General features: G+C 65.5%; 14 protein-coding genes. 9 read left to right on the top strand and 5 right to left on the bottom strand.

All coding sequences use genetic code 11. The annotated features are described in order from the left end of the window. Positions 1-9 precede the first annotated feature (9 nt). Entirely contained in the window at positions 10-528 is a 519-nt protein-coding gene (locus E1809_RS10050; RefSeq protein WP_133204092.1) for a metallopeptidase family protein, read from the bottom strand. A 97-nt stretch (positions 529-625) separates the two neighbouring features. Here E1809_RS10050 and E1809_RS10045 point away from each other — a divergent pair, with 97 nt between their 5' ends. From E1809_RS10045 to E1809_RS10025, 5 genes are all read left to right on the top strand, one after another. Beyond that, on the top strand, positions 626-1,006 hold the full coding sequence (locus E1809_RS10045) for a DUF3499 domain-containing protein (protein WP_205754154.1): 381 nt from the start codon (positions 626-628) through the stop codon (positions 1,004-1,006). Between the two features lie 116 nt (positions 1,007-1,122). Next, positions 1,123-1,326 carry a Trm112 family protein gene (locus E1809_RS10040; RefSeq protein ID WP_133204090.1) on the top strand — a complete coding sequence of 68 codons (204 nt, stop codon included), beginning with the start codon at positions 1,123-1,125 and terminating at the stop codon, positions 1,324-1,326. Positions 1,327-1,367: 41 nt separating this feature from the next. After that, positions 1,368-2,849, top strand: a complete 1,482-nt coding sequence (gene ahcY / locus E1809_RS10035) for an adenosylhomocysteinase (protein WP_133204089.1) — start codon at positions 1,368-1,370, stop codon at positions 2,847-2,849. A 97-nt stretch (positions 2,850-2,946) separates the two neighbouring features. Beyond that, entirely contained in the window at positions 2,947-4,278 is a 1,332-nt protein-coding gene (locus E1809_RS10030; RefSeq protein ID WP_133204088.1) for a L,D-transpeptidase, read from the top strand. Positions 4,279-4,401: 123 nt separating this feature from the next. Continuing rightward, positions 4,402-5,364, top strand: coding sequence for a L,D-transpeptidase (locus E1809_RS10025; protein WP_133204087.1), 963 nt, complete (start codon positions 4,402-4,404; stop codon positions 5,362-5,364). 7 nt (positions 5,365-5,371) lie between these two features. Here the strand turns inward: E1809_RS10025 and E1809_RS10020 are convergent, their stop codons facing one another. Continuing rightward, complete coding sequence (locus E1809_RS10020; protein WP_133204086.1) at positions 5,372-6,172, bottom strand: RDD family protein; 801 nt, start codon at positions 6,170-6,172, stop codon at positions 5,372-5,374. A gap of 81 nt (positions 6,173-6,253) precedes the next feature. Here E1809_RS10020 and E1809_RS10015 point away from each other — a divergent pair, with 81 nt between their 5' ends. Next, positions 6,254-7,246 carry a stage II sporulation protein M gene (locus E1809_RS10015; protein WP_205754153.1) on the top strand — a complete coding sequence of 331 codons (993 nt, stop codon included), beginning with the start codon at positions 6,254-6,256 and terminating at the stop codon, positions 7,244-7,246. A gap of 141 nt (positions 7,247-7,387) precedes the next feature. Beyond that, positions 7,388-8,503 carry a TIGR01906 family membrane protein gene (locus E1809_RS10010; RefSeq protein WP_235835537.1) on the top strand — a complete coding sequence of 372 codons (1,116 nt, stop codon included), beginning with the start codon at positions 7,388-7,390 and terminating at the stop codon, positions 8,501-8,503. A gap of 4 nt (positions 8,504-8,507) precedes the next feature. Here E1809_RS10010 and E1809_RS10005 read toward each other — a convergent pair whose 3' ends face one another. Next, positions 8,508-10,193: a dolichyl-phosphate-mannose--protein mannosyltransferase gene (locus E1809_RS10005; RefSeq protein WP_133204085.1), complete on the bottom strand. Its 1,686-nt coding sequence runs from the start codon at positions 10,191-10,193 to the stop codon at positions 8,508-8,510. A 148-nt stretch (positions 10,194-10,341) separates the two neighbouring features. On the opposite strand from E1809_RS10005, the gene rsmI reads away from it, so the two are divergent. Then, entirely contained in the window at positions 10,342-11,196 is an 855-nt protein-coding gene (gene rsmI / locus E1809_RS10000; protein ID WP_133204178.1) for a 16S rRNA (cytidine(1402)-2'-O)-methyltransferase, read from the top strand. 173 nt (positions 11,197-11,369) lie between these two features. Next, entirely contained in the window at positions 11,370-12,851 is a 1,482-nt protein-coding gene (locus tag E1809_RS09995; protein WP_133204084.1) for an NAD-dependent succinate-semialdehyde dehydrogenase, read from the top strand. 75 nt (positions 12,852-12,926) lie between these two features. Here E1809_RS09995 and E1809_RS09990 read toward each other — a convergent pair whose 3' ends face one another. Further along, positions 12,927-15,494, bottom strand: coding sequence for a transglutaminase TgpA family protein (locus E1809_RS09990; protein WP_133204083.1), 2,568 nt, complete (start codon positions 15,492-15,494; stop codon positions 12,927-12,929). After that, entirely contained in the window at positions 15,491-16,906 is a 1,416-nt protein-coding gene (locus tag E1809_RS09985; RefSeq protein ID WP_133204082.1) for a DUF58 domain-containing protein, read from the bottom strand. The genes E1809_RS09990 and E1809_RS09985 overlap by 4 nt, the downstream gene beginning before the upstream one ends. Between the last annotated feature and the right edge of the window lie 14 nt (positions 16,907-16,920).

The following is a 16,920-nucleotide window of genomic DNA, read 5'->3' as shown; positions in this document are numbered from 1 at the left end:
CCGGCGGACTTACTGGTAACGACGGCGGTAGACGGGATCGAGGGTCTCCGGCGGCACGCCGAGCATCTCGGCCGTGTATTCGACCACGACGTCGTGGACCAGTTCTTGGAGTTCTTCGCGCCCGACGGTGGTGTGCTCGACGACCCGCCGATAGACGGTGATGACGGGCCCCGCGCCGTGGGCGGCCGGCGTATACGCGCCAAGCGGAGCAGGGGCACCTTGGGCGACCAATTGTTCGAGGTTCGGGGGGATTTCGTCGACGGCGAAGGAGACGCCGTCGAGCCGCTTGCCCCACATATCCTGCAGGCGTTCCGCCGAATCCAGGACGAGGTCGTCAAATCGCTCCGAGCGCGTCCGGTAACCGGGCAGATTCGGAAGCAGGATTTCGCCGCGCAGTCCGCGGCCGTGGCGGTTCCTCCGGCGTTGCCTGAAGCCGCGCTCGGAAGGGCCAGCCGTGGTGGTTTCCCCGCTGTCCGCGGATTCGGACAGATGGACTGTGAAGCCCGGAATGTCGTGCTCTGACTGCATATATCGACTCTAGACCCGTGTTTCGAGCAACGCGACATAATGCGCATCGGGAGGCAATACACGGCCCCACGGCAAAGTGCCGCTAATCTGGGATGTTGTGGGTGCCATTCGTCAGTGTTCCAGATCAGCCTGCCGCCAGTCCGCGGTAGCTACTTTGACGTACGTCTACGCCGAATCGACCGCCGTGCTGGGCCCGCTGGCCACGTACGCCGAGCCGCATTCCTACGACCTGTGCGCGCAGCACGCAGAGTCCCTTACCGTTCCGCGGGGCTGGGAGGTCATGCGGCTCGCCATGCCGTCCACCCGCCCTGAGCCCGGCCCGGACGACCTCCTCGCCTTGGCGAACGCTGTGCGGGAGGCTGCTTCCGCCCAAGCCGCTCCGGAGCCGCAGCAGCGGACGGTGCGCACCCCCTTCGACGGGCCCGCCGTCGTCGAAGGCGGAAGGCGGCACTTGCGGATCCTGCGGGACCCTTCCTGAGGCCTGGCGCAATACTGCCTTCGTGACAACGTCCGTTATCCTTGCGGGCTGTACTCTGGAAGCTGCAAATCAGTCCAAGCGGCGCCGCGGGTGGCGCCATCCAGGGAGCTTCAACCATGCCCAAGGTCAGTCCTGAATTGTTGTCCATCCTTCGTTGCCCGGTCACCGGTTCCGCGCTGGAGCAGGACGGCGAGGAACTTGTTTCGACGGCGGCAGCCGACTCGGGCGAGAAGGTCCGCTATGCGATCCAGGACGGGATCCCTTTGCTTCTTCCCCCGGAATTGCTAGCGGCCGCTCAGTCCGCCGCGCAGCCCGACTGAGCCCATCTGACGATTTTTAACCGGTACTTCTAAGGACTTCCATGACTTTCGACTACAAGGTTGCCGATATCTCCCTGGCCGAAGCCGGGCGCCACCAGATCCGCCTGGCGGAGCACGAAATGCCGGGCCTCATGTCCCTGCGTGCCGAGTTTGGCCCGAGCCAGCCGCTCAAAGGGGCGCGGATCGCCGGTTCCCTCCACATGACTGTGCAGACGGCGGTGCTCATCGAAACGCTGACCGCCCTTGGCGCCGAGGTCCGCTGGGCGTCGTGCAACATTTTCTCCACTCAGGACGAAGCCGCAGCGGCCGTCGTCGTGGGCAAGGGAACCGTCGAGGACCCCCAGGGCGTCCCGGTATTCGCGTGGAAGGGCGAGACCCTTGAGGAATACTGGTGGACGGCCGAGCAGATCCTGACGTGGCCCGGCGCGGACGCCGACCCCGAACTGGGCCCGAACATGATCCTCGACGACGGCGGCGACGCCACGTTGCTGGTCCACAAGGGCGTCGAATTCGAAGCCGCGGGCGCGGTGCCGCACGCCACGGACCAGGACCCGGAGGAATACGCCCTCATCCTCGACGTCCTTCGCAAGAGCCTTGCGGCCGACCCGAAGAAGTGGACCCGCATCGCAGCCGGGATCCGCGGCGTGAGCGAGGAAACCACCACGGGCGTCCACCGGCTCTACCAGCTCGCGGAACAGGGCACGCTCCTTTTCCCGGCGATCAACGTCAATGACTCCGTGACCAAGAGCAAGTTCGACAACAAGTACGGCATCCGCCACTCCCTGCCGGACGGCATCAACCGGGCCACCGACGTCCTCATGGGCGGCAAGGTCGCCGTCGTTTGCGGTTATGGCGACGTCGGCAAGGGCGCCGCGGAAGCGCTGCGCGGCCAGGGATCCCGCGTGATCGTGACCGAGATCGACCCCATTTGCGCGCTCCAGGCCGCGATGGACGGCTACCAGGTGGCCAAGCTCGAATCCGTACTGGAGCAGGGTGACATCTTCATCACGACCACGGGCAACAAGGACGTCATCATGGCCTCCGACATGGTCCGCATGAAGGACAAGGCCATCGTCGGCAACATTGGCCACTTCGACAACGAAATCGACATGGCGGGGCTCGCAAAGGTCCCGGGAACCCGCAAGGTCGAGATCAAGCCGCAGGTCCACGAATGGGTATTCAGCGCGGCAGATGGCCGGGGCGAACACTCGATCATCGTGCTGTCCGAAGGCCGGCTGCTGAACCTGGGCAACGCGACCGGGCACCCGTCGTTTGTCATGAGCAACTCCTTCGCGAACCAGACGATCGCCCAGATCGAGCTGTGGACGAAGAAGGACCAGCCTGAGGGCGAGCGCGAATACTCGAACCAGGTGTACGTGCTGCCGAAGATCCTCGACGAAAAGGTTGCGCGCCTGCACCTGGACGCCTTGGGCGTGGAGCTGACCGAGCTCAGCAAGGAGCAGGCCGAGTACCTGGACCTTGACGTAGCGGGTCCCTACAAGCCGGAACACTACCGGTACTAGAATGCCGGCTGGGAGCGCGCCGGCGTGCTCCCAGCCAATGCCAAGCCACGCCCCTTAGGATGCGGCTGTGGGGCGTGAGTTTCTGGAGAAAGCAAAAATGGGTCAACATCGTGGCGGTGAGCCGCTGGACGGCGGGGAAAATCTGGACAGCGGCGGTCAGTTGGACGGGGGCTTCGAATCCGTCGACGGCAGCGAAACGGCCGCTCCGGCGCCGAAGCGGAACAAGTTCCGGACGGCAGCCTGGATTGTGGTGGTGTGCGTCGTCGCTGCGCTGAGCGGCACCTTCGCCGCAATGGCCCCGCATGCGGCCAGCGCTGCGATCGAATCCGAAGGTTCCTCCGGGGAACGAAGCGCAGCGGGTGCTGTCATGCCCGTCGTGAAGCCGGTCTCGGTGGTGACGTCGCCCGCGAGCGGGGCAAAGCAGGTAAACCCCGCAGCCCCGGCGACGATCACGGTCACGGACGGCTCGCTGGAAAGGGTCTCACTTACCAGCACGAACGGGAAGGCCATTGACGGTGCATTGAGTCCGGACGGGCTCACGTGGACCGCCTCCACACCCCTTGAGTTCAACACCTCGTACACGTTCAGCTACACGTCCCAGGACGCTGCGGGCCGGGCGACATCCAAGACCCAGTCCTTCAGCACGGTGTCGACCCAGAACGAGGCAGATGCCGCGATGTACCCCTTGGACGGTACCAAGGTGGGCGTCGCCCAACCGCTGCAGATCACCTTCAGCGAACCCGTGGTCAACAAAGCCGCCGTCGAAGCAGCCATCAAGGTGTCCTCCACTTCCGGGCAGGTCGGAGCGTTCCACTGGTTCAGCGACACCATGGTGCGCTACCGGCCCGAGAACTTCTGGGCAGCCAACAGCACAGTCACCGTGCAACTCAACCTGTTCGGCGTGGACTTCGGCCATGGCCAGATCGGAAACTTCAACAAGACGAACTCGTTCAAGATCGGCGACAAGAAGGTGGCCGTGGCCGACGCGGTGGCGCACACCTTCACCGTCAGCATCAATGACCAGCAGGTGGGGACGTGGCCGGACACGATGGGCGACACCCGCTTCCCCTCGGCCCGCGGGTACCTCGTGCTGATGGAAAAGTACCGGGTGGAACACATGGATGCGTCCACCATCGGCCTCAAGCCGGGCGACCCCGCCTACTACGGGCAGCTCGACGTCAACTACGCCACGCGGTTGACTCCGAGCGGTGAGTTCATCCACCAGGCGACCGACTCCGCCTTGCCGTTCATCGGGGTCACCAACCTGTCCCACGGGTGTATCGGCCTGGGGCCGGACGGGGCGAAATGGGTCTACGACAACATGGGCGCGGGAGACGTCGTCCAAGTGGTCAATACCCAGGGCGACTACGCCAACTTCGATGACGGCTTCGGCGACTGGAACATTCCCTGGGCCCAATACGCCAATTAAACCCAGTACGCCAAACCCAGTACGCCAACTGAACCTGAACGCCGCGCCCCTGGGACACGCACCGGCTAGACTTGACCGGTCGGTCTTGGGGGTCGGCAATCTACTGGGGGATGTGGACGCGCTATGCCGTTGCAGGGAAAACGCAGGATCGGGAAGATTCTTGGAATCATCGGAATCTGTGCCGGAGTAGCAGCGGGAGGTATCGGCGTCAGCAGTGCGCCAAGCTGGCTTCGCATCGTCGTCGAATCGGAAGCGGGGACGCCGCAACGGACCGAAGCAGGGCTCGCCTCCGCCGTCGTGAAGGTCGTTGAACCCGGTATTACGCCGGTGGACGGCGCCTACGAGGCAACTGCCGTCATCTTTCCCCGCAATGGTTCATCAATGGGTTCGGGCCAGCCGATCGAGATTACCTTCAGCGAACCGGTGGCGGACAAAGCCGCCATGGAACGGGCCTTTATAATCAGCGTTTCGTCGGGCCAGGACGTGGCGTGGCGGTGGTACTCGGACCAGAAGGTACGCATCCGGCCGGAGAAGTTCTGGGCCTCCGGGACCGCGATCACGGTGGAGAACGGCATGATCGGAAACGCGACCATCAAGGCCTCGTTCACCACCGGCCCGCAGCGGGTTGCAGTGGTGGACGACCACACCAAGACAATGAGCGTGTATATCGACGGCGCCCTCGCCAAGACTGCCCCGGTGACCCTTGGGAGCGCGGACTGGCTTTCGCCCACCGGCTATGCCGTCATCATGGAACAGGAACGCTACTCGCAGTTCAATGCCGGAAGCATCGGCCTCAAACCCGGCGACAAAGGATACTACGAGCCGCTCGTCGTGGAACACGCGAACCGGCTCACCAACTCGGGCGTCTACGTGCACCAGGCGCTTCCGTCCGCTTACGGGGCCGTTGGCTCGTTCAACGTTTCGCATGGCTGTGTCGGCCTTCTCCCTGCGGACGCTGCCTGGTTCTTCAACACGATGGAAACCGGCGACCTCGTTCAGGTGCTCAATACCGGCGCTCCCGTGGTGGAACCGTTGGAAGGCTTCGGCGATTGGAACATCGCTTGGGCCGACTATGCCAAGCGCTGAAACTCGCCTAGCCGGTGAACGGAAGCTTGTTGAGCCGTTCTCCGACGGCGGCGCTCCGCTGTTCAGCGCGTCGCAGCCTGTCGAGGTCGCGGTTGCGCCTTTCGCACAAGACTGCCTGCAAATAGTCTTCCGGCGTTGTTCCGGGCGGCGGTGGCGGGGCGACGTACGACGCCAACTCGCTCGCAAGCGAAGCGGCCATGCGGATGCGTGATTCCGGTGCCATCCGGTACGCCTGCTGGGTGAATTGGGACGCCCGCCGTGCGGTGCCGTCCGGAACCCGGCCGATGTCCGCGAGGGCAACCCAGCCTTGAAGGTGCGGCGGAGTGTAAGGAAGGACCTTGCGCTCTGTGGGAACGCGCTGCCTGAGCGAATAGCAGCCCGCCACAACGTCTCCGAGCCGCTTCGCCTTGCCGTTGAACAAAGCCACGGCGATGGCGAGTCCACCGAACGTCGCGTAAATCTCCACGAATCCGATGAGGCCGCGGATCAGAGCGTGGCGGAAACGGATGGCTCCGCCGTCGTCGCGCACGATCCTGAGCCCCACAGCCAGCTTGCCGAGCGAACGTCCCCGGGTGAGCGTCTCAACCGCCACCGGAACCAGTACCAGGCACAGCACCACGAGGAACAAGCTCCAGGCCCGGACAGCGGCGTCGTCGAGATCGGGCGCCACTGCGCTGAGGAGCAACAACAGGCCGAACAACAGCACAACATGCACCAGGACATCGAGCATGAGCCCCAGGGCCCGCGCCCCGAACGAGGCGGGCCGCAGCTCAAGGACCACGGCCTCACCGGTAATAATCGAACTCAAGCCGCCCCCACGAACACCTTCGACGTGAGCGGGGCCGGACGGATCCCGCTGGATCGAGTGTAGCGGGGCTAGGGTAGTGCCGTGGACATCGATGCCTTCACGGTCGTGAACAGCCCCAAGTGGGCGCGTTTGCACGATCTCGCGCACAAACGACGCCTCGACGGCGGCGAAGCGGATGAACTCTTGCGCCTGTACCAGACGGCGTCGTCCCACTTGTCGCTGATCCGATCGGTGGATCCGGAGAGCGCCTTGTCCTCTTCGCTGTCCGCGGCGCTCGCCCAGGCGCGCACCCGGTTCACGGGAGCGCGCTCGAACTTCATGGAAGACCTCGCCCGCTTCTTCGTGGTGTCCCTACCGGCCGCGTTCTACAGATTGCGTTGGCTGACCGTGTGCTGCGGCGTTTTCTTCCTCCTGGTGGCTACGGCCTATGCCCTCTGGATCGGAACGTCGCCGGATGCGCTGCGTGCCCTCGGAAGCAGCAGCGCCGTGAAACGGTACGTGGACAGCGAGTTCGTTGACTACTACTCGGAGAACCCCGCGGCGTCCTTCGCCGGTGCTGTCTGGACGAACAATGCGTGGATCGGTGCGCAGTCCGTGGCGTTGGGCATCACTGGTTTTTGGGTGCCATACATGCTGTTCTCGAATGCGCAGGGCGTGGGAATTGCGGCCGGCGTGTTTGCCGCCTCCGGCAAGGCAGACGTGTTTTTCAGCTACATCCTCCCGCATGGCCTCATGGAATTGACGGCTGTGTTCATTGCGTCGGCCGCAGGCCTTCGGATTTTCTGGGCGTGGGTTTCACCGGGACCCCGCCGACGGACCCAGGCCGTGGCGGACGAGGGACGCTCTTTGATCACGGTGGCGTTGGGCCTGGTGCTTGTCCTGTTCGTCTCCGGCCTGGTCGAAGCCTTTATTACGCCCAGCCCCCTTCCCGTGTGGGCCAAGATCCTCATCGGCTCGATCGTCCTGGCGGCATATTGGACTTACGCCCTGGTACTGGGCGGGCGGGCGTACCGTGCCGGAGCCACGGGAGACCTGGACAGCAACGACGCCGGATACCGTGAGATCGCTGCCTAAGGGCACGGTCTGGTTGCAATCCGGCTTTCACCGGGCTGGATGCTCGTTCCGCGGAAGGGCTGACTGTAGGCTCGGTGGCAGAGAAGATTGCCGGCATACCGTTCTTGCCTGGCATGTGAATCCTACGGAAGTGAAGCTGAAGTGACCGAGAAGAGCCCGATTCCCAAAGAGCCGGACGCGGATTTCAATGACGACGGCGATGAGCCCGCCTTCGAATGGATGAAACCTTCCCCCAAGTCCGCGGGAGAAACGGCCGTACCGGTAGTTTCAGGCCCCGCTGCCCGGACAGGCGGCGGGCCGACCGTCTCCCGTCCGGTTTCCAGCGCCGCGGAGCCCGGGCAGCCGGAGACCCGCGCCGACCGCAAGGCCGCGGAAGCAGCCGAAGCCGGGGCCGAACCCGCCCTCTTCGCGGAGCCCTTGCCGACGTCGGCCCTCCAGGTCCGCCCGCCGGAATCGGAAGTTGAACGGCGGAACCACGAGCGCGAACAGGCAGCCAACGCCAAGCCGGTGGCCCCCCGTGTCTTTCAAGTCATCCTTGCCATCTTCTACCCGGTAGTCCTCCTGGTGCTTGCCATCCGCGCCGTCACCAGCCCGCTCTTCCTGTGGGTGGAGTACTACCGTCCCGGATTCCCGGGCGACGGTTATGGCTTCAACGCCGACGACCGGATGACTTACGGTTCCTATGCCGTGGACTACCTCAGCAACTGGGCGGGACCGCGCTACCTAGGCGGCCTCGTCAACCAGAACGGCGAGAAGCTGTTCAAGGACGGCGAAGTTGCCCACATGGCCGACGTCAAGACCGTGATGTTGTCCGCGTTTGGTGCGGGCACCCTCCTGGCGATCATCGGAATCATCGCGATGCTTTACCTGCGCAAGCGGAGCAAGGGTGGAATCCGCCGGGGCTTGTTTGCGGGATCGATCATTACGCTGGTGCTGATCCTGGGACTGGGCACGCTCGCGATGCTCGGCTGGCAGCAGTTCTTCACCGACTTCCACGAGATTTTCTTCGCCAACGGCACGTGGACCTTTGCCTTGGACGACACCTTGATCCGCTTGTTCCCCGGTCAGTTCTGGATGGACGCGGGCCTCGCGATCGGCGTCCTGGTCTTCCTCACGTCCTTGCTGACGCTGATCTTCACGTGGCCAACGCGTCGCCGCCGGGGACTGTCACCCAAGAAGAACGCTGCCGCGAAGACGGCCGAAGGCGAATCCACTGACGAGGAAGCCGAACTGGAAGCGGAACCGCTCGAGAAGTAGCCCGTCAGATCCAGGAAGGCATCCACATACGCATGCGCCAGTCCTGGTAGCTGATGGTCTCCGCCGTCCATATCGGATAGAAGAACGCGGACAAGAGCACAGCCACGACTACTACCAGGCCCACCAGGTACAGGCCGGAGCGGCGCCGCCACGGCGGATCGTCGCTCCGGCCGAGCACCAGGCCCAGTCCGTAGGCGAGGCCCAGGACCATGAACGGTTCGAAGGAAATCGCGTAGAAGTAGAACATTGTGCGTTCCGGATACATGAACCATGGGAGGTAGCCCGCGGCCATCCCTGAGAGGATCGCTCCGGCACGCCAGTCCCGCCGTCCCGCCCACCAGAAGAGGACCACGAAGAGCGCGATGGTGGCCCCCCACCAAATCACGGGATTGCCTACCGACAAGATCGCCGAGGTGCAGTTCGGCACCGTGCAGCCAGGAGTTCCTGGTTGGGGGGACTCGTAGTAGAACGACGTCGGCCGGCCCATTACCAGCCAGGTCCACGGACTCGATTGGTACGGGTGCGGCGCGCTGAGGCTCTGGTGGAAGTTGTACGCCTGCAGGTGGTAGTAAGCGAGCGACCGCAGCGGACCGGGAATCCAGCCCCAGGTTGCGGAAGGGTTGCTGTCAGCCCACGTCCGGTAATAGGCGTCCTTGGAGAGGAACCAGCCGGTCCAGGTGGACAAGTACACGGCGGCGGCCACCGGGATCATGGTGAAGAACGCCGGTATTCCGTCCTTGATGATCGCCGAGCTGGGCCAGCTCCGGATGCCCGCGATGCGTCGGGCGCTCATGTCCCAGAAAACGGTCATCAGGCCGAACACGGCGACGAAGAACAACGCCGACCATTTGGTGCCTACGGCCAAGCCGAGGCACACGCCGGCCGCCAAGCGCCACCAGCGGAAGCCGAGCCGCGGGCCTGAGGCGAGTTGGAATGGCGTGGGGCGGCCGTCTTTCGAGGCTCGCGCCAACGCGGCGAGCCGGGCAGCCAGCCGGCGCCGGCCGTCGTCGCGATCCATCAAGAGTGCACCGAACGCGGCGAGCAGCCAGAACATCAGGAAGATGTCCAGCAACGAGGTGCGCGACATCACCAAGTGGTGGCCGTCGATGGCGAGCAGGAGTCCCGAGAGGGCTCCCAGGATGTGGGACCGGAAGAGCTTCAGGGCAATCAGCGCGAGCATGAAGATGGAGAGGGTTCCAGTGAGCGCGGCCGAAAAACGCCAGCCGAACGAATTGTCCGAACCGAAGAGCCACATGCCGAACGCGATCATCCACTTTCCCACCGGAGGGTGGACCACGTATTCGGGGGAGTTGAGCAGGACGTTCGGATTGCCGGCGTTGAAGGCGTCGTTGGCTTTGTCCGGCCAGGCCCTCTCGTAGCCGCTGACCAGGTACGAGTAGGCGTCTTTGACGTAATAGGTTTCATCGAAGACGAGGCTGTGGGGGTCGCCGAGGCGCACAAACCGCAGGATTCCGCCGATGACGGTGGTGATGGTCGGGATCAACCAGAACCAGAGCCGTAAGGTGGGCGGATAGTCACGCCAGCTTTGGATGCTACCGATGAGCCGCGTGCGCAGGGCCTCGGCCGTGAAGGCATCCTGGGGCCGTACTATCCAAGGCCGTTTCAGCGAGGCCCCTGTGGACCTGGTGTGGGGAACGGGGCGCACGGAGGTATCGGTCACTCGGCCCATGCTACCTTTTGCCCCCGGCAGGTCCCTGAACGGGCAGCTCCCTGAACCGGTGGCTCCCTGAAACAGGAAACCCGCCACCGGCGCGGGGGACTAGGCTGGACGGGTGACTGATCAGCTGAGCTCCCGGGACGATTCCACCGAAGCACCCGTGCTTCCGGCGACGGGCGATGGGACTGGACGGATTGTCCTCGCCGCCACGCCCATCGGGAATGTGGGCGATGCGTCCGGCAGGCTCATCGAGTTGCTCCAGACAGCCGACATCGTTGCGGCCGAGGACACCCGGCGCCTGCATCGCTTGGTCCACTCCCTCGGCATCACCGTGGGAGGCCGTGTCATCAGCTACCACGAACACAACGAGGCCGCCAAGACCGAGGAACTCCTCGAGCAGGTCCGGGCGGGCAAGACCATTATCATGGTAAGCGACGCCGGTATGCCGGCAGTCTCGGACCCCGGCTTCCGCCTCGTGGAGGGAGCGGTGGCGGCCGGGCTCTCAGTGACGGCGTTTCCGGGCCCGTCGGCTGTCCTGACCGCGCTCGCGTTGTCCGGGCTGCCCACCGACCGCTTTTGCTTCGAGGGTTTCCTTCCACGCAAAGCCGGTGAACGCAGTTCCCGCCTCGCGGACCTTGCCGGGGAGCGCAGAACGATGGTGTTCTTCGAAGCGCCGCACCGGCTTGAACCGATGCTGCGGGCACTGCACGAGCGGTTCGGTCCGGATCGCCGGATCGCCGTGTGCCGCGAACTGACCAAGACCTACGAAGAAGTCCTGCGGGGAAGCGTCCGTGAACTGCTGGAATGGGCGGAGAACAACGAGGTACGCGGTGAAATTGCCGTAGTTGTGGCTGGTGCACCCGAACAGGCGCCGGGCGCTCCGGAGGACCACGTGGCCGCGGTCAACGCGCTTGTGGCGCAAGGCGTCAGGCTCAAGGAAGCTGTTGCGGCAGTGGCTGATGACGCCCGCGTCAGCAAGCGCGAGTTGTATTCCGCGGTCCTCGCCGCCCGCTGAGGACCGATCCCGGACGCCGTGTGCGCGGCTGTGCAAGTGCACAATCCGGCAAGGCCCCGGCAGTGCGCGAAGGCGTAGACACTGCTTCGCGGCGAGCAGTACCGTGGCAGTAATTCCACCCAACAAGGGTTGGTGCATCCCTCCAAAGAGCACTGACTGACGAAGGAGTCACTGTGACTGTTACCGCCGATCGCGAAAGCGAACTTCTCGCCTCCGTTCCCACGGGTCTGCTCATCAACGGCCAGTGGTTGCCTGCCGCGTCCGGGAAGACGTTCGACGTCGAGGATCCCGCCACGGGCAAGGTGCTCGTGAGCATTTCCGATGCCGGAACGGAAGACGGTGCCGCGGCCCTCGACGCCGCCGCCGCTGCCCAGGCGTCCTGGGCCCGTACCGCTCCCCGCGAACGCGGCGAGATCCTGCGCCGGGCGTTCGAGCTCGTCACGGCCCGCGCCGAAGACTTCGCGCTGCTCATGACCCTGGAAATGGGCAAGCCGTTGGCTGAAGCCCGCGGTGAGGTTGCCTACGGTGCCGAATTCCTTCGCTGGTTCTCCGAGGAAGCCGTGCGCGTCTCCGGCCGTTACTCCGCCGCTCCGGACGGCAAGAACCGCATTCTCGTGCAGAAGAAGCCCGTTGGTCCGTGCTTGCTGATCACTCCGTGGAACTTCCCGCTGGCCATGGCTACCCGCAAGATCGCTCCCGCTGTTGCCGCGGGCTGCACCATGGTGCTTAAGCCGGCCAACCTGACGCCGCTGACCAGCCTGCTGTTCGCCCAGGTCATGCAGGAAGCCGGCCTGCCCGCTGGTGTCCTGAACGTCATCCAGACCTCCACCGCGGGTGCTGTCACCGGGCCGCTCATCAAGGACGACCGCCTGCGGAAGATTTCCTTCACCGGTTCCACCCCTGTGGGCCAGGCCCTCATGCGTGAAGCCGCGGACAAGGTACTGCGCAGCTCCATGGAACTCGGCGGCAACGCCCCGTTCGTGGTCTTCGAAGACGCCGACCTGGACAAGGCCGTCGAAGGCGCTGTCGCGGCCAAGATGCGCAACATGGGCGAGGCCTGCACGGCGGCGAACCGCTTCATCGTGCACGACTCCATCGCGGATTCCTTCGCGGAGAAGTTCGCCGCGAAGATCGCTGCACTGAACCCGGCCCGCGGCACGGAGGCGGACTCTACGGTGGGTCCGCTGATCGACGGCAAGGCCCGCAACGGCGTGCATGCCCTCGTCTCCGACGCCGTTGCCAACGGCGCCGTCGCCGTCACCGGCGGCGCCCCGGTGGACGGCCCGGGCTACTTCTACCAGCCCACGGTCCTGAAGAACGTCTCGGCGGACGCCCGCATCCTCAAAGAAGAGATCTTCGGGCCGGTGGCTCCGATCGTGACCTTCAAGAGCGAAGACGAAGCCATCCAGCTGGCCAACAACACCGAGTACGGCCTGGTTGCCTACGTCTACACGAAGGACCTGAACCGCGGCCTGCGCGTCAGCGAACGGATCGAGACCGGCATGCTGGGCCTCAACGCGGGTGTTATCTCTAATGCGGCAGCCCCGTTCGGTGGCGTGAAGCAGTCCGGCCTGGGACGTGAAGGCGGCTTCGAGGGCATCGAGGAATACCTCACCACCCAGTACGTCGGCATCGCCGACCCCTACGCGGACTAACCGCTAACCGCTAAGCGCTAGCAAAGCAGGGCACCGGATCCATGGCTCCGGTGCCCTGCTTTTTGCGTGTCCCGCTTAGCGCTGCCGGCGAATCCCGGCACGCAGCATGCGCCCAAACCACGCCAGGCGGCGCCCCAGCGAAATCGAAACACCGCGGAGCAACCGGACGGGCGACAACGCCCGCCTTGACCAGGTGGACATCAACGACGGCGGGAACCAGTCCGCGCGGAAGCGTGCGAACCAGCCGGCGTTGTTCCGCAAAGCCACGTGGACAGCAGCGATCCGCTCGGCCGCCGTCGAGCGCTCCAGCAGGTCCCCGCCTTCGGTGCGGGATCCTTCCGGAGGGCCGTAGCGTTGCCGTTCGAAATCGCTCGTGAGCGATCCCACGGCGAGCTGCGCGTCGTCGTCGGTGCCCGACGGCGTCGCGTGGCCCGCCCTTCCCACTCCGAGCGCCGCCGAGGTGCTCAAGCGCGCGGCGAAATGCCGGGGAGTCTCGCTGGGCACCGGCGGCAGGCCGTAGTCGGTGGCGAGGTCTTGAAGTTCATCCCACGCGAGGATGGGCCCGTCGCCCGGCGGGGCGGGCCCGCCTCCGGTAGCCGTGGCGGCATGGACGGCGCGTGTCGACCGCGCCGGACGCAGGCGCCGCGTCCGGATTCCGGTGCGGATGAGCCGTGGGGATGCCAGGAGGACCGCCACCAGCAACGCTCCGGCGACGGCATAGAGGTCCACCACGGTGCGGGCGTTCGTTGCCGTGCCCTTGCCGGGAGCGGCGAGCTGCGGCCCGGCGGAAGTGCTTGGCTGGGAAGTCGCTCCGCCTGGAACCAGGTTCTCGTCGTGCAGGCTGGTGCTGGGGACGTTGGGCGCTGTCGCGTCGGAAGCGTAGGCGGGAACCACGCCGCGCGAAGGGGTCGGCTCAAAGGCGATCCAACCGTAGCCTTCGAAGTAGAGTTCGGGCCACGCGTGTGCGTCGCGGGCATCCACTTCGAATTCGGGCAGCGGTTCCTGCCCCGCAACAGCAACCGTGACGCCCGTGGAGTGGCCAGGAGCGTAACCGACGGCGATGCGGCTGGGAATCCCCTCAAGCCGCGCCATCACCGCCATGGCCGAAGCGAAATGGACGCAATAACCGCTCTTCTTCTGGAGGAAGTCCGCGAGCACTGACATTCCGTTGCCGTCGTAGCCGCCCTGGACCGGAGCCTGCAGCGAGTAGCTGAACTGGGAAGAGCGGAGGTAGTCCTGGATCGCCATCGCTTTGGCGTAGTTGCCGTTGGCACCGGCGGTGACTGTCTTGGCCGTATTGCGGACGATGGCGGGGACGTTGCTGGGCAACTGGGTGAAATCCTGCGAGATCGATGCCGGCTTGTCATTTGCCTGGCTCAATTCCACCGCGGTCACTGCCGGCAATGCCGAATACACGGTGTATTGCTGGTTCCGGCTAGTAGTGTCCTCGCCACGGATGCTCAGGGTTTCCGGATCCCAGGACCACCGCCCGCTCAAGCCGTTCACGGCCGTCGGGGCGTAGGGGACGGGCAGGTAGGGGCTCGTGAACTGGCCGGTGTCCACCACCGTCAATTGCCTCACGAGGTCGTCAGGAAGGGAATAATCCGGGGCGATGCGTCCCGCGCCGATGCGCCTCGCGGCTTCACGATCGTCCGGGGCCCAAGTGTCGCCGTCGAAGTGGTCAATCGTCACTGAACGCAAGTAAACGGGGGCCGTGGAGCTTGTGGCGTAGGTGATCCGCCCGCTGCCCGTGGGATTCCGCAGGCTGTTTCCCAAAGTGATCATGGGGTTCAGGCCGTTGGAGGTGCCCCAGGGGTTCAGTCGCGAGCCGACCGGGAACGTTCCGCGGTCGAAGCCCGGAATCGCGAAGGGGAGCAGCAAGCTCAGGGCGAGGGCCGCGGCGCCGATGGCGGCGGAACGTTTGAGTTGCCCTGCCCCGCGCGCCCTGTCGCTCTGGAGGCGCGGGTCCGGCGCGAACCATTGGCTGCACGCCAGGACCACAAGGTATCCGAGGGCGGCACCCAGATAGCCGAGAAGCCCGGAGCCTTGCGGCTTGATGGTCGCCGGGAAGACCAGGATGGCCAGCAGCCCCAGGCCGCTCGTTGCGGGCATGCCGAGCGGAACGGCCAAGGAATCCATGAGGACAACCACAAGGCCAAGGCTCGCGCAGGCCACGAAGACTATGCCGGCGTTGGGAGCGACGGGAGCCGTCTCGGAGACCACGGTGTCCCCGGCCCGCTTGAGGAACTGCCCCAGTTCATCAAGGGTCGCCTGGGACGGGATGAAGCCCGCGATGCTTTCGGGCCGGAAAAAGATGAAATCGAGGATGAACGCCAAGGACACCAGGCCGCCGAGGGCCACGAGCAGCGAAGGCGTCCGCAGGGCGCGAAGCACGGCAAGCGTCCCGGCCACGGTACACACCGTGGTAAATGCCGGCATGAACCAGATCCAGCCGCGGAACACCCCGTTGAGCGAAAGGGCCGTGCCGAGGACCGCGAAGGAGATGGCTGCGGCCATCGCCCACGGATATGCCCAGGGGCCGGGCTTCAGCCGCCGAAGGGGAAGATCTTGCAGGTCCGCGGGTTCGGCGGCATCTGCCGGCGGGGTCCGTTCCGGAGAATCGTGCCGTGACGTGGTGGTCATCGTGGCACCGCCGCCCCGCGCCTGACGTCCATGGCCGCGGCGGCAGCCGCGAGGATTTCGCCTTGGTCGAAACCGGCCCAGGCTGCGGGAAGATCGGTCCTTGGGCTCACGGCGACGGCACGCCAGCCTCCCAGCTTCAGCGCCTCGATGACGGGCTGGGCATGGCGCGGGTGGTCCGAGACCACGAGGGCGAAGGCGTTGGCGCCGTAGCCCGCCGCGGGGGCAAGTGCCCGGGCTTCGGCCACGGGCATGTTGCCGAGCAACGCGAGGACCGGCCCGCGCAGGCGGTGTGCCGCCAACTTGTCCATCAGGTGGTCATCGAAGGGTGCCTCCGTGGCGTCGACGACGGCGGACGCGTCCTTGTGGCGCTCGCCGTGCGCGTGCCTCGGACCGCTGAGCTGAATCGCGGCGAGGCTTTCGGCGATGGATTGCAATCCGCCCAGGCCGATATATTCCTCGGTTTCGGGGTCCGGCGCCGAGCGTGACCCGCGAAAAGCGGGATTTCCCGTGGCGTCGAGGAAGCGCAATGAATAATTGCGGTCGGCGAGATGGGAACTGATGGACATGGCGGCCGTCACCACCCACTCGAACGCCTCGCTGCTCAGCAATTCGACCGCGTCCTCGTGGGGGCCGAAGACCGCCCCGGATCCGGAGGCAAACGCGGAATACCGTTGGTCCAGGATGATCGTGGCCTCGGGTGTGGTCACGGATTCTTCCTGGCGCACCATGAGTTCCCCGTGCCGGGCGGTCGCGGCCCAATGCACGCGCCGCATGGGGTCGCCGTGCCGGTACTCGCGGGTCATCACGTCGTCGTCGCTTGGGTTGGCCCGGATCCGGGTGGCGGTCACGCCGTCGTTCCCGCGCGCTCCCGCGAGCCCCGTTGCGGGAAGCTCGACGGCGGCGGGCGTCACGGTGAGGATGTCGCCGTCGTCGATCGCGTGCCGGTGCAGCGACAGGCCGAACGGATCGCAGAACTCGGCCGTGACCGGTCCGATCCGGAACTGGCCGCGCTTGCCCGAGCGAAGGTGGTATTCATAGCGGCTGGTCCCGCCGGACGCCGAACGCGTCGGGAACCGGAACGCGGGAGGCTCACCGAAGCGCGGAGGCAACTGCTCCTCCATGATCACGGGACCTGTTGCCGCGCCTGTCCGCGCCACCGCCAGCCGGACCGTCGCCGTCGACGACGTTTCCACCGTGGAGGGATGGAACTCGCGGAACACTTGGAACCGGGGCTTGAGCACCCGGACGCCTGCCAGCGCCACCAAAGGCAACGCCACGAGCAGGATGCCAAGGGCCAGTAGATCGCGCCGGCCCATGACCTGGGCGAGCAGCAAGGACCCGACGCCGCTAGCCAGCAATCCCCAGCCCCGCGTGGTGAAGAGGTGCTTGGGAAGCCGATCCACCAAGGCCATGCCGGACCTCCTTT

It is taken from the genome of Arthrobacter terricola, from assembly GCF_004354015.1.
Lineage (GTDB): Bacteria > Actinomycetota > Actinomycetes > Actinomycetales > Micrococcaceae > Arthrobacter > Arthrobacter terricola.
This window is presented reverse-complemented; position numbering and strand designations above follow the sequence as displayed.